General features: G+C 74.3%; 9 protein-coding genes. 3 read left to right on the top strand and 6 right to left on the bottom strand.

All coding sequences use genetic code 11. The features are described 5' to 3' along the window. The first annotated feature begins 152 nt into the window (after positions 1 to 152). Both ACO0M4_RS39685 and ACO0M4_RS39680 read left to right on the top strand, forming a co-directional pair. On the top strand, positions 153 to 362 hold the full coding sequence (locus ACO0M4_RS39685; RefSeq protein WP_430376142.1) for a hypothetical protein: 210 nt from the start codon (positions 153 to 155) through the stop codon (positions 360 to 362). Positions 363 to 825: 463 nt separating this feature from the next. After that, positions 826 to 2,118 carry a glycosyltransferase 87 family protein gene (locus ACO0M4_RS39680; RefSeq protein WP_430376141.1) on the top strand — a complete coding sequence of 431 codons (1,293 nt, stop codon included), beginning with the start codon at positions 826 to 828 and terminating at the stop codon, positions 2,116 to 2,118. 113 nt (positions 2,119 to 2,231) lie between these two features. Here the strand turns inward: ACO0M4_RS39680 and ACO0M4_RS39675 are convergent, their stop codons facing one another. Beyond that, entirely contained in the window at positions 2,232 to 3,941 is a 1,710-nt protein-coding gene (locus ACO0M4_RS39675; RefSeq protein ID WP_430376140.1) for a DNA repair helicase XPB, read from the bottom strand. Between the two features lie 298 nt (positions 3,942 to 4,239). Then, positions 4,240 to 6,873: a helicase-associated domain-containing protein gene (locus ACO0M4_RS39670; protein ID WP_430376139.1), complete on the bottom strand. Its 2,634-nt coding sequence runs from the start codon at positions 6,871 to 6,873 to the stop codon at positions 4,240 to 4,242. 277 nt (positions 6,874 to 7,150) lie between these two features. Here ACO0M4_RS39670 and ACO0M4_RS39665 point away from each other — a divergent pair, with 277 nt between their 5' ends. After that, positions 7,151 to 8,383, top strand: a complete 1,233-nt coding sequence (locus ACO0M4_RS39665; protein WP_430376138.1) for a hypothetical protein — start codon at positions 7,151 to 7,153, stop codon at positions 8,381 to 8,383. A gap of 37 nt (positions 8,384 to 8,420) precedes the next feature. Here the strand turns inward: ACO0M4_RS39665 and ACO0M4_RS39660 are convergent, their stop codons facing one another. The 4 genes from ACO0M4_RS39660 to ACO0M4_RS39645 form a co-directional block, all read right to left on the bottom strand. Continuing rightward, on the bottom strand, positions 8,421 to 9,566 hold the full coding sequence (locus ACO0M4_RS39660; protein WP_430376137.1) for an ABC transporter substrate-binding protein: 1,146 nt from the start codon (positions 9,564 to 9,566) through the stop codon (positions 8,421 to 8,423). Positions 9,567 to 9,663: 97 nt separating this feature from the next. After that, positions 9,664 to 10,455 carry an ABC transporter ATP-binding protein gene (locus ACO0M4_RS39655; RefSeq protein WP_430376372.1) on the bottom strand — a complete coding sequence of 264 codons (792 nt, stop codon included), beginning with the start codon at positions 10,453 to 10,455 and terminating at the stop codon, positions 9,664 to 9,666. A gap of 68 nt (positions 10,456 to 10,523) precedes the next feature. After that, complete coding sequence (locus ACO0M4_RS39650) at positions 10,524 to 11,648, bottom strand: FecCD family ABC transporter permease (protein ID WP_430376136.1); 1,125 nt, start codon at positions 11,646 to 11,648, stop codon at positions 10,524 to 10,526. Next, positions 11,645 to 12,655, bottom strand: a complete 1,011-nt coding sequence (locus ACO0M4_RS39645) for a FecCD family ABC transporter permease (protein ID WP_430376135.1) — start codon at positions 12,653 to 12,655, stop codon at positions 11,645 to 11,647. The genes ACO0M4_RS39650 and ACO0M4_RS39645 overlap by 4 nt, the downstream gene beginning before the upstream one ends. Between the last annotated feature and the right edge of the window lie 141 nt (positions 12,656 to 12,796).

Here is a 12,796-nt window from a genome sequence, read left to right as displayed (position 1 = left end):
GGGGCCGTGCGACGCCGTCCTCGGGAGGGATAACCCTGAGGTCCCTAGGTCTCCCGTAGGGGACAGCATGAGCCCACAGGTTGATGCCGGGGCGTGGAGAAATGGACCTGTGGGTCGATGTGCGCCATTCGCGCGAAAACGATGATGGAGACATGAGCAGCGCAACGATTTCCTCAGCCCCTGTCCACGCCGTCCCCCGACGCTCGGCCAAGGGCGCCACGGCCCTCGGCGCCGCCCCGCCCACCGGCTCGGCGGCCCGCGACGAACACCGCCACCCGATGGGCAACGCCGTCCGCGCGGTGAAGGTCTTCGCCGCGGCCGCGTTCAGCGTGGTGGTGATGGGGGAGTACGCCGAGGGGTGAGGCTAGGCGCGCGGAGAGCCCGCACCGAGGCCCGCAGCACGGCGAGCCCGAGCAAACGCGAGTCCGAGCACGTTCCAGCCTGAGCACGTTCCAGTCCGAGCAAGCGCAAGTCCGCGTACGTACCAGCCCGAGCAAGCACGAGTCCCGTCCGACAACCCCAGTCCGACAACCCCGTCCGACAACACCCGTCACATCAGCCGCTGCGTACTACTACGCACCACTGCGACCACTGCGACCACTGCGCGGCACCCCATGTGCCGCAGGTGCCGCATGTACCGCAGGCGCGGTCGGCAGTGCCGGCGGCCGACGTTGCGCGGTTCGGCCGGATAGCGCACCTTTCGTGCGTGTGGCAGCCGATTCCGCATGGACAACTGGTTGACCGGAAAGCGTTACGGACGGTCGGTCTCGAACGACTAGCGTCGCCGCAGAGAGCGCGCTCAGGGCGACGAGGAGGAGTCAACGGGTGTCTGCCGCCGACGGGACGGGGACGTGGACATGGAGACGCACCTGGGCGCAGAGCATCGCCAGCCCCGGCCGACTGGCGATAGGCGTGGCGCTGCTCGTCCTGTCCTGCGCCGGGTTGTACGCGCTCTCCCTGGCCGTGCAGCTCCCGATGTCCGACATAGAGGTCTACCGCGCCGAGGGCCAGGCCGCCGCGACCGGCGGTGACCTCTACGGCTTCACGGTCACCAAGTGGGCGCTGCCGGCGACGTACCCGCCGTTCGCCGCCCTGCTGTTCATCCCCACCACCTGGATCTCGCTCACCGCCCTCAAGATCACCTGCGTGCTGGTCAACGCCGTCCTGCTGGCACTGCTGATCCATCTCTCCTGCAAGGCCGCCGGCCTGCGCCGGGCCGCGTACTCCGCGCCGCTGCTCCTCGGCGCCACCGCCCTCGGCCTCTGGCTCGAACCGGTCTTCCAGACCCTGGTCTTCGGACAGGTCAACCTCGCCCTGACCTGCCTGGTCCTATGGGACCTTTCGCGTCCGGACGGCGCTCGCTTCAAGGGCTTCGCCATCGGCCTCGCCGCGGGCATCAAGCTCACCCCGGCGATCTTCGGGGTCTACCTGCTGATCACCGGGCGGGTGAAGGCCGCCTTCACCAGCCTCGCCGGATTCGTGGTGTCGGTGCTGCTCGGCGCGCTGGTACTGCCCGCGGCGAGCGTGGATTTCTGGACGCAGCGGATGTTCGAGACGCAGCGGGTCGGCAAGGTGTGGATCGTCGACAACCAGTCGCTCCAAGGACTGCTCGCGCGGCTTCTGCACACCACCGAGCCGGGGGCGTGGTGGCTGGCGGCGGCCGCGGTCGCCGCCGCGGCCGGGCTCTGGATCGCCCGCCGGTGTCACGTCCACCGCGGCCTGGACCTCTGGGGCGTCCTGGCCACGGCCGTCACGGCACTGCTGGTCTCGCCGATCAGCTGGTCGCACCACTGGGTCTGGTGCGTGCCCCTGCTGGCCGTGCTGATCGCCCATGCCCGACGTGACGCCTGGCGCTGGGCGCTGGTGGCCGCCGTCGCGGTCACCTTCACGGCCCGCTCGATGTGGGCGCAGTACCACAAGGGCACCCTGGCCCTGCACTTCTCCTGGTGGCAGCAGCTGCTCGCGGCCCCCTACCCGGTGCTCGGCCTCGCCCTGCTGGCCGCGCTGGCCTGGTGGACGCGCCGGACCCCCGGCGCCCCGGGGGGTCTCCCGGACGCACGTCGGGTCCCCTCGCCACGCGCCGCCGGCCGCCGGCCCGCCGAGGCCCCGGCGAGCTGACGACCGTCACTTAGGCCCCGGCGAGCCGACGGCCGTCACTGAGATCCCGGCGGGCCGGCGAAGCCGCCACCGAGATCCCGGCGGGCTGACGAAGTCGCCACCGCCGTCCCCGCTCACGCCGAAGCGGGGTCGTCCTCCCCGGCCGTGATGCCGTCCTCGCCCGCCGTCAGCAGCTCGTTCCCGCCCGCCGTCAGCAGCTCGTGCGCGTCCATGATCCGGTACGCGTAGCCCTGTTCGGCCAGGAAGCGCTGGCGGTGGGCGGCGAAGTCCTGGTCGACGGTGTCGCGGGCGACCACCGAGTAGAAACGGGCCTCATGACCGTCCGCCTTGGGGCGCAGCACCCGGCCCAGCCGCTGGGCCTCCTCCTGCCGGGAGCCGAAGGTGCCGGACACCTGGATCGCGACGGTGGCCTCCGGCAGGTCGATGGAGAAGTTCGCGACCTTGGACACCACCAGCACCGAGATCTCGCCCTCCCGGAAGGCGTCGAAGAGCTTCTCGCGCTGCGCGTTGCTCGTCTCGCCCTTGATCACCGGGGCGTCGAGGTGCTCGCCCAACTCGTCCAGCTGGTCGATGTACTGCCCGATGACCAGCGTCTGCTCGCCCGCGTGCCGACGCACCAGCGCCTCGGTCACCCGCCGCTTGCTGTCCGTGGTGGCACAGAAGCGGTACTTCTCCTCCGTCTCGGCGGTGGCGTACGCCAACCGCTCCGAGTCGGTCAGATCCACCCGCACCTCGACGCAGTCCGCCGGCGCGATGTACCCCTGCGCCTCGATCTCCTTCCACGGGGCGTCGAACCGCTTGGGCCCGATCAGCGAGAAGACGTCCGACTCCCGCCCGTCCTCGCGCACCAGCGTCGCGGTGAGCCCCAGCCGCCGCCGCGCCTGGAGGTCGGCGGTGAACTTGAAGACCGGCGCGGGCAGCAGGTGCACCTCGTCGTAGACGATCAGGCCCCAGTCCCGGGAGTCGAACAGTTCCAGGTGCGGGTAGACGCCCTTCCGCTTGGTCGTCAGCACCTGGTACGTGGCGATGGTGACCGGCCGGATCTCCTTCTTCGTCCCGCTGTACTCGCCGATCTCGTCCTCGGTCAGCGATGTGCGCTTGACCAGCTCGTGCTTCCACTGCCGGGCCGAGACGGTGTTGGTGACCAGGATCAGTGTGGTCGCCTTGGCCCGCGCCATCGCCCCCGCGCCGACCAGCGTCTTGCCCGCGCCGCAGGGCAGCACCACGACGCCGGAGCCGCCGTGCCAGAAGCCCTCCACGGCCTGCGACTGGTACGGGCGCAGCGACCAGCCGTCCTCCGCCAGCTCGATCGGATGCGCCTCGCCGTCCACGTAACCGGCCAGGTCCTCGGCCGGCCAGCCCAGCTTCAGCAGCGTCTGCTTGATCTGCCCGCGCTCGGACGGGTGCACCACGACACTGTCCGGGTCGATCCGCGCGCCGACCAGCGGCTGCACCTTCTTCGAGCGGAGGATCTCCTCCAGCACGGGGCGGTCGGTGGTGGACAGCACCAGGCCGTGCGCGGGGTGCTTGGTGAGCGTCAGCCGGCCGTAGCGCGACATGGTCTCGGCGATGTCGACGAGCAGCGCGTGCGGGACCGGATACCGGGAGTACTGCACCAGTGCGTCCACGACCTGCTCGGCGTCGTGGCCGGCGGCCCGCGCGTTCCACAGTCCGAGCGGAGTCACCCGGTAGGTGTGGATGTGCTCCGGCGCCCGCTCCAACTCGGCGAACGGCGCGATGGCCCGCCGACAGGCGTCCGCCAGCTCGTGGTCCACCTCCAGCAGCAGCGTTTTGTCGCTCTGGACGATGAGAGGTCCGTTCACGCGCCTCGCCTTTCGCATTCCGGTGTGCACCGTCGGCCCGGGCCGCCAGGCGGCCCCGGGTGCCAAACGTCCAGTGTGCCGCATCGCACCGACAAGCCGGCCCGGTCGGGCGTCGGGACCCTTCTGCGACGCCCCGGCGGCGGGCCACGCAGCGCATCGGGAGCAGGGCCGGGGTCCGGACGTCGGTCGGGTCCAGCAGGGCAGGGGTCTGGACGTCGGTCGGGTCGGGGCCGGAGAGCGCGCTGCGGGTGGTTTCGAGGAAGGCCGGTCATCGTGACCTCCGGCGGTTTCCCGCAGGTCAGAGTGTGTCGTCGGCGAGTTCCGAGACGCCGGTGATGCGGTGGAGGGGGTAGGTGCGGACCTCGTCGGAGGTGTGGTCGTAGGCCGTGACGTAGCCGCCCTCGACGCGGACGGGGGCGATCACCCGCTGGCTGGCGGCGCCGTCCGCGTTGACGTAGCCGATCCAGACGGGCGAGCTGGTGAGCACCGCGGCCTGCATGGTGGCCAGGGTCTCGGCGGAGGTGGTGCGGGGCAGCGCACCCGGGGCCGGGGCCGGGGCGTCGGTGGGTGCGGCGGTGGGCTTGCGTTCGGCGGTGGCGGCCAGGTCGCCGGCGCGGATGGCGCGGACCGCCGCCTCCAGCAGGGTGCGGTCGGGCGGCGGCGGGCCGTCCGGGACCGGGGTCGGGGCCGTCCGGGGTGGCGTGCGGTAGGAGTCGGAGCGGGCCACCAGGACGTCGCCGGCGGCGGATTCGGCGGCCGGTGCGTAGCCCATCGCCCGTAGGCCGTCGAGGAGTTGCTCCGGGGAGGACTGGGTGGCGAGCACGGTCGGGGCCAGTCGACGCAGGCGCAGTGCGGCGGCGCGGCGGTCGGCGAGGATCTCCGAGAGCAGCGCGTCGTCGTCGCAGCGGACGTAGGCGGTGGCCGCGCCGACCCGCAACTGGCCGTGCTTACGGGCCACGTCGTTGATGAGGTAGGCGAGCGGCTGGGGGACCGGGGTGCGGGAGTGGGTGGTCAGGAACTCCTGGAGTTCGGCGGCGGACCGGCCGCTGTCCAGGGCGCGGCGTACCGATGCCGGGGTGAAGCGGTAGACCGTGGCGCCGCCCTTGGACTCGATGTCGGCCAGCACGCCGAGCGCCTCGGCGAGCGGGCGGCGCAGCGGGCCGGGGGCGACGGCGGTCAGGTCGGCCTGGAGCAGGACGTGGTCGAGCGGTTCGGGCAGCAGCGGGGCGAGCAGCGCGGCGGCGCGGGTGGCGGCGGTGGTCGCTTCGGTGGGGGTGAGGGGGGTCGCGCCCGGGCCCGCTGCGCCGTCCTGGTGCTCGCGTTCCTCGTGCGGGCCGGTGGCCGGTCCGGGAGCCGTTTCCGTGGCCCGGTCGGCGCCGATCAGGGTGCGGCCGTGGGTGGCGAGGGCGCCCCGGCCCGTCACGCCCAGCAACTCGGCTTCGAGGAGCGCCCCTTGGGCGAGGCGGGAGCGCAGGTCCCCGGTCGCCGTGCCGGCCGGGCTGTCCGGGGCGGTGGCCGGCGAGGGGGCCTGGCCCGGCACCTGGGCCGCGGGCGCCGGCGTGGGGGCCTGGGCGGCCGGCGCGGCGGCGCGCAGCGGCCGCTCCCAGCGCAGTCGGGACAGCAGCGCCGACTCCGGTACGGACGTGCCGGGCGGGAGCGTGGCCAGCAGGGTCAGTACGCGGTGGCGGACCTCGGGGGCCGGGGAGCGGTCCAGGTGCGGGCCGAGGGCGGCCAGTGCGCGGCCCTTGGTGTCGGCGGTGCCTACCAGGCCCGGGGTGCGGGTGGCGGGCAGCCAGGCGGCGACCAGGATCGCCCAGCGTTCGTGGTCGGGCAGCTGGAGCCAGTCCTCGGCGGCCGGGGTTGCGGCGTAGCGTTCGTCGGCCTCGCCGTCGGTGGCGATCAGCCCGGCGGCGTAGGCGAGTTCGAGCCAGAGGGCGGCGAGCTGCTCGGTGGTGTCCAGGGCGGTCGCGGTCCGCTTGAGGTCGCGGATGCTCAGGCCGCCGGCGCGCAGGACGGGCGGGCCGCCGAGGTCCCACTCCTTGAGGAGTTCCTCGACGGTGGCCAGTGCGGTGAACGCCTGGCTCGCGGCGGCGTTGTCCACAAGCTGTGGATCGCGCGCGGTGGTCGGAGCGAGGGCGGGCGGCGCCGGCTCGGGGACGCGGTGCGCGCGCCCGGCGCGCAGGTGCAGCGCGGCCTCCCTGGGCAGAACGACGTTGCGGGCGCCCGCCGGCAGCAGCAGCCCGCGGTCCAGCAGCCACTGCACATGCGCGGCCGGCCGGTCGGTGACCGCCCCGTACGGCGGGCCCCACAGCAGCTTGTCCAGGACGGCCACGGCTTCGGCGGGCGCGGTGTCCAGGAGGGCGGCCGTCCGGGCGCGGTCGGAGAAGACGGCGGTGAGGGCGGCGACCGCGGACACCGGGTCATGGGTGGCGGGCAGGCCGACCGCGGCCAGGATGTTCTGGAGCCGGCCCGGCGACATCCCGGCGGTGGCCTCGGCGACGGTCGGGCCCAGACCGGTCGGCGAGGGGCGGGTGGGGCTGGGGGTGAGCAGTTCCCGGGCGGTGCGGACCAGCCGCAGCCGGTCGTCCGGGCCCCACACCAGCGCCTGGGCGCGCAGCGCCGCCACTGCCCCGGGCAGGGCGGCGGCGACCGCCTCGTCCCCGTCGTCCCCGGCCATCAACGCCGCCAGCGTCCCGTACGGGCAGGGGTCCGGCGCGACCGCCAGTGCCTCGGCGGTCTGGAGGGCGAAGGCGTCCAGCCGCTCCACCGCCCGGACCACCGATGCCCGGGTCCCGGCCCGGGTGGCCAGCTGCGTCAGGTCACCCGGCACCGGGTTGAGCAGGTCGGGCCGGGCCCGCAGCAGGCCGGCGAGCCCGCGGTCCGAACGGGTCCTGAGCTCCTCGGCGAGGGTGCGGGGGGTAGCGGTGGTCATTCGTCTTACGTTAGCCGGGCGGGCGGGACGACGGGAGCAGGCGGCGGGCGCGGAGCGGGCGGGGTGAGCGGGCAGGGACGGCGGGACGGTGGGGCGCTCCCCGGCGGCCGTCGCGCCGTGCCCGCGCCGTGCGCCGTGTCGGCCGCCGTTGCGCGGCGCTGCCCGTCCGTAGTGGCGCGCGCCGGGCTGGGTGCCGTTCCGTGGGTGGTCCGCGGTGGCGGTGCGGGTCCACGGGGTACCGTCGGGGCAGCAACCAGCGCACGCCGCAGGGGATTTCGTGGGGATCGAGAGCGAGCAGCTCGTCTTTGACTATCTGAGCCGGGTGGGCGACCTGGCCCAGCGGCGGGGGCTGCCGTCCGGCACCCGGATGCGGCTGGTGGCCTCGCTGCGGGCCGAGATCGACGCGCAGAAGGGCGACCCGAAGGCCGATTCGGTGCCCGGGGTGAAGCGGATGCTGGCCCGGCTGGGGACGCCGGAGGCGGTGGTGAAGGCCGCGGCGGACGCGGCGGGCGGGCCCGGCGCGGAGGGTGCCGTCGGGACCGGCATCCGGGCGGCCGGGCCGGTGGCCGGGCCCGCGGAGCCGGTCGGCCCCACACCGTGGGCCGGTGCGCGGGGCAAGCTCGGCGGGCTGATCGGCAAGGTGCCCGCGCCGCGCGACGGGGACGCGGCGCAAGCCGAAGAGGCGGGTCGGCGGCCGGGTTTCTTCACGAAGCGGGCCGGTCAGCCGGCCGTCCCGGAGGCACCGTCGGGCGGTGCGCCGCCCCATCTGGCCGGCGCCGACGAACTGGGGGACGAGGAGGACCCGCCCGACTGGTGGCGGGTGGAGGCCGCGCCCTACGGGGCGGAGGCCATGCCCTTCGGGGCGGCGGCCGGGCCCCGCGGGGTGGAGGATTCCGTGCCCGGTTTCGTCGGCGGTATCGAGCTCCCGGAGGTCTGGGAGCGGCCGGCGGAGGAGGGCAAGGACGGTGCGGGCAAGGACGGCAAGGGTGCGCCGTCGGTGGAGAAGGGCGGCGGCAAGGGGCGTGGGCGGGTCCTGCCGGCCCTGTTGCGACGGACCCTCGGGCGACCGGCCAAGGAGGCCGCGGCCGAGCCGGCGGCCGGGGCGGACGGCGCAGAGGGTGCGGACGGCGCGGAGGGCGGCGCGGAGGCATCGGTTCCGGTTCCCCTGCGGGCGTGGCTCAGCCCGGTGCTGACGCTGGCCGTGCTGCTGCTGGTGGCCGGTGCGGTGGCCGGGTCCTGGCTGGCGCTGGCCGGCGGCTGGGGGATCGCCTACGTCTCGCGCCGGCTCAGCCGTAGGGAGACCAAGTTCGCGGCGCTGGGCGTGCCCGGGATGGTCGTCGGCGGCCTGGTGGTCTGGGTCTGGGGCCGCTTCGACGGCCGCTGGGGCGCACCGATCGCCCCCGGGCACCTGGGCCAGGAACTGCTCGCCGGTCTGCCGGGCGTGGTGCGGGTGGCCGCGGTCGCCTCGGCGCTGTTCCTGCTCTGGCGGATGCGGCGGGCGGCGGGTTGAGGTGCGGGCGGCGCACCGGAGCGCCGCTCGCGCCGCCTCACTTCTTGGCCAGCCGCTGCTGGATCTCGTCGAGGATCTTGTCGGCCGCGGTGTAGCCGATGCCCTGGATCCACAGTTGGTCGTCGACGCGGAGCGACTGGCCGTTCTTGACGGCCCGGAGGTTCTTCCAGAGGGGGCCGGCGGTGATCTGGGCCTCCTTGGACTTCTCGGGGCTGCCGTAGGTGGAGTAGAAGACCGCGTCGGCGTCGGCCTTGGTGATCAGCTCGGGGCTGACCTCGACCATCAGGCCGTTCTGCGCGTCGTTCACGACCGCGGTGGGGCCGGTGCCGAGGTCATCCAGGACGGTGCCGATGTAGCTCTGGCAGCCGTAGATGCGGGTGTCGGCGCCCTCGACGAAGCGGACGACGTTGGTGCGCAGGGCGCGGGCCTTGGTCGGGCCGCCGAGGGCCTGGGTGACGCGTTCGGCGTGCGTGCGGTAGGCGGCGACGGCGCGTTTGGCCTCGGGGATCTTGTTGAGCGCGGCGGCGTGGACGGCGAAGTTCTGCTTCCACGGGTAGCCGGTGGTCTCGGTCATGACGGTCGGCGCGATCTTGGTGAGTTCGGCGTAGCGCTGACCGTCGCGGACCTTGTTGGTGAGGATCAGATCGGGCTTGAGGGCGGCGATCGCCTCCAGGTTGGGGGCGCCGATCTTGCCGACGTCCTTGATGCCGGCGAGCTTGTCCTTGGGCAGGTAGTCGAGGAAGCCGGAGGCGGCGTCGGAGCGGGTGGCGCCGACGGGGGTGACGCCGAGGGTGAGTGCGGAGTCCAGTTCGGCGGTGTCCAGCACGACGACCCGCTGCGGGGCGTTGGGGACGGTCACCTCGCCCATCGCGGTGCGCACCGGGTGGCCGCGGCTGCCCTTGGGGGCCGGCGCGGGCCAGGTGGTGGTGGGCTGTGCGGGGCATTCCGCCGCTTTGAAGGTGCCGTTGGGGCCGGCGGCGGAGGCGCCCGAGTCGCCGCTGCCGCAGGCGGTGAGCAGGAGCGCCCCGGCGGCGGCGACGGCGGCCGCGGCGGCACGGGTGGTGGTGGTGCGGGTGGGGGAAGCCACCGCAGGGCGGGCGCGGGCGGTCTTCGCCGGACGGGTGGGGTCGGTCTTCGCCGGACGGGTGGGTCGGGTCTTCGCCGGGTGGGTGGGTCGGGTCATCGCCGGGTGGGTGGGTCGGGTCATCACAGCCCTTTCGGCTCGGCGGCAGGGAGGTCGACGGGGGAGTCGACGGGGCGGATGCCCCCAGGAGCGGTCGTCACTGCCGGGGTTCCCCTTCCCAGGGACGGCCCGGCACCACCAGGGGCGAGCCGGTCACCGGGTCCGGGACGACCACCGAGTCCAGGCCGAAGACCTCCCGGACCAGGTCGGCCGTGACGACCTTCTCCGGGTGTCCCTGGGCGACGACCCGGCCGGCCTTCATGGCCACCAGGTGGTCGGCGTAGCGGGCGGCCTGGTTGAGGTCGTGCAGGACGGCGACGACGGTCCGGCCGCGTTCGTGGTTGAGCTGGCGCACCAGGTTCAGGACCTCCACCTGGTGGGCGATGTCCAGGTAGGTGGTCGGCTCGTCCAGGAGCAGCAGATCGGTCTCCTGGGCCAGTGCCATGGCGATCCAGACCCGCTGCCGTTGGCCGCCGGAGAGCTCGTCGACCGGGCGGTCCGCCAGCGCGGCCACGTCGGTTCGCGCCATCGCCTCGGTGACCGCCCGTTCGTCCTGTGCCGACCACTGCTGCCACCACCGCTGGTGTGGCTGCCGGCCGCGGGCCACCAGGTCGGCGACGGTGATCGCCTCGGGCGCGACCGGGGTCTGCGGCAGCAGCCCGAGCGACTGGGCGATCTTCCGGGTGGGGATCTTGGCCAGGTCCGTCCCGTCCAGGAGGACCGCGCCGTGGCGCGGTCGCAGCAGCCGCCCCAGGGCCCGTAGCAGCGTCGACTTGCCGCACGCGTTGGGGCCGACGACGACGGTGACCGCGCCGTCCGGTACGTCCAGGTCCAGGCCCTCGACGACGGTGCGTTCCTCGTAGGAGAGGGTGAGGTCACGGGCCGTCAGACGGGCCGTGGCGGGCTCCTGGGCGGCGGTGTCCGCCTCGGCCGCCGGCCGCGGGGTGCCGGTACCGGTCACGCTTGTCCTCCTGTGGCCCGGCCACGGGCCCGGTGGCCCCTGACGATCAGCCAGATCAGATACGGGGCGCCGACCGCGGCGGTCAGCACGCCGACCGGCAGCTCGGTCGGCGCGAGCAGCTTGCGGGCGAGCAGGTCGCCGAGGACGACGATGACGGAGCCCAGCAGCGCCGAGCTGAGCAGCGGGATCTGCGCGGTCCGGGTCAGCCGGCGGGCGATCTGCGGGGCGAGCAGCGCCACGAAGTCCACCGGCCCGGCCGCACCGGTCGCCATCGACGCCAGCACCACCCCGACCGCCACCAGCCCCAGCCGGGTGCGGCCCAGCCGGATGCCCAGCGCGGTCGCGGTGTCGTCGTCCAGGGAGACGGTCCGCTGGGCGCGCGCCGCCCACAGGACGGCCGGCAGCAGCGCCAGCAGCGCCCACCCCAGGGGCGCCGCCTCCGGCCAGCCGCGCCCGTTGAGCGAGCCGGTCATCCACACCTGGGCCTGCTGGGCCACCAGGTAGTCGCCCTTGGTGAGGAACAGTTGGGTGACCGAGCGCAGCGCCACCGCGAAGCCGATGCCGATCAGCACGAAGCGGGTGGCGTGCAGCCCGCCGCGCCAGGCGAAGACGTAGACCAGCAGCGCCGCCAGGAGCCCGCCGGCCACCGAGACGTACGGCAGGACCGCGAACGTGGGGGTCCCCCCGCCGAAGGCAGGGGGAGTGACGCCGAAGGTCATCGCGCCGACCGTCACCGCCCCCGCGCCCTGGGTGACGCCGATGATGTCGGGGCTGGCCAGCGGATTGCGGGCGACCGTCTGGATCAGCCCGCCGGCCACCCCGAAGGCCGCGCCGACCAGCAGCCCGACCACCATCCGGGGCAGCCGTAGCGTGCCGACGACGAGTTCCTGCGCGGACGGTTCGCCCGCCAGCACCTTGAGCACTTCGGAGGGCGCCACCCAGCTCTCGCCGGCACACAGGTACGCCACGCAGACCACGGCCAGGAGGACGGCCAGTACGCCGGCGACCACGGTGGCGCGGCGGTGCAGCAGGAAGGAGCCGCGGCCGGCCCTTACCAGCGCGTACCCGGCGGGGCGGACCGCGGTCGGGCGGGCGGCGGGGGAGATCTCGGGGGCCGTCATGCCGCCACCGCCCGTCGCCGGACCAGGGTGACCAGGAATGGCACGCCGATCAGTGCGGTCATCACGCCCGCCGGGACCTCCGACGGCGGGAACAGCACCCGTCCGACGGTGTCCGAGACCAGCACGACGACCGGGCCGAGGAGCGCGGCCATCGGCAGCGTCCAACGGTGCTCCCCGCCCACCAGCGCACGGGCGAGGTGCGGGACGGCGAGGCCGACGAAGGCGATCGGACCGGCCGCCGCCACGCCCGCGCCGGTCAGCACGGTCGCCCCGAGCCCGCCCACGATCCGCACCGTGGCGACCTTCTGGCCCAGGCCGCGGGCGACGTCCTCGCCGAGCGCCAGGGCATCCAGCCCGCGCGCCACCGACAGCACCAGCACCGCGCCGACCAGCAGGAACGGCCAGATCTGGGCGGCCACCGCGGCGTCCCGACCGGTGAGCGAACCCACCTGCCAGAACCGGAACTCGTCCAGTGCCGCGGCCTTGGTGGTCAGGATCGCCATCGACACCGACACCAGCAGCGCGTTGATCGCGGCGCCGGAGAGCGCCAGCTTGACGGGGGTAGCGCCGCCCCGGCCGCGGGTGGCGATGCCATAGACGACGACGGCGGCGACCCCCGCGCCGGCGAACGCGAACCAGACGTAGCCGGTCAGGGTGTGCACCCCGGCGAAGGCGATGGCGGCCACCACGGCGGCCGCGGAGCCCTGGCTGATGCCGAGGATGCCGGGGTCGGCGATCGGGTTGCGGGTGAGGCCCTGCATGACCGTGCCGGCCATCGCCAGCGCGGCGCCGACCATCAGGCCGATCAGGGTGCGCGGCAGTCGTAGGTACCGCACGACCTGCGCGGCGTCGTCGGTGCCGCCGTGGACGAGGGCGTCGAACACCGCGGAGGGCGCGAACGCACGGCTGCCGACGGCGAGCGAGAAGACCACCGCGAGCAGCAACGCCAGCACCGCCAGCGCGGTCAGGCCGAGCCGTCGGCTCCGCTTCCGGTGCGTCACGGGCATGGCATCACGGGTGTCGGGTCCATTCGCGCGGTCTGGAGCTGTCGGTACGGACCCGCGGTCACCGCACGGCAGCCACGGGTTAGGTAAGGCAAGGCTAACGGTATGTCCTGGTCGGTTCCGTTCGCAGGGGCGCAGGCACAA

Source organism: Streptomyces sp. RGM 3693 (assembly GCF_050471125.1).
In the GTDB taxonomy this organism is placed as follows: Bacteria; Actinomycetota; Actinomycetes; order Streptomycetales; family Streptomycetaceae; genus Streptomyces.
This window is presented reverse-complemented; position numbering and strand designations above follow the sequence as displayed.

Excerpts from the sequence above, each read along its gene's own strand:
- ACO0M4_RS39650 (WP_430376136.1), bottom strand. The coding sequence starts at position 11,648 with ATGACGGCCCCCGAGATCTCCCCCGCCGCCCGCCCGACCGCGGTCCGC.
- ACO0M4_RS39685 (WP_430376142.1), top strand. The coding sequence starts at position 153 with ATGAGCAGCGCAACGATTTCCTCAGCCCCTGTCCACGCCGTCCCCCGA.
- ACO0M4_RS39645 (WP_430376135.1), bottom strand. The coding sequence starts at position 12,655 with ATGCCCGTGACGCACCGGAAGCGGAGCCGACGGCTCGGCCTGACCGCG.
- ACO0M4_RS39660 (WP_430376137.1), bottom strand. The coding sequence starts at position 9,566 with ATGACCCGACCCACCCACCCGGCGAAGACCCGACCCACCCGTCCGGCG.
- ACO0M4_RS39670 (WP_430376139.1), bottom strand. The coding sequence starts at position 6,873 with ATGACCACCGCTACCCCCCGCACCCTCGCCGAGGAGCTCAGGACCCGT.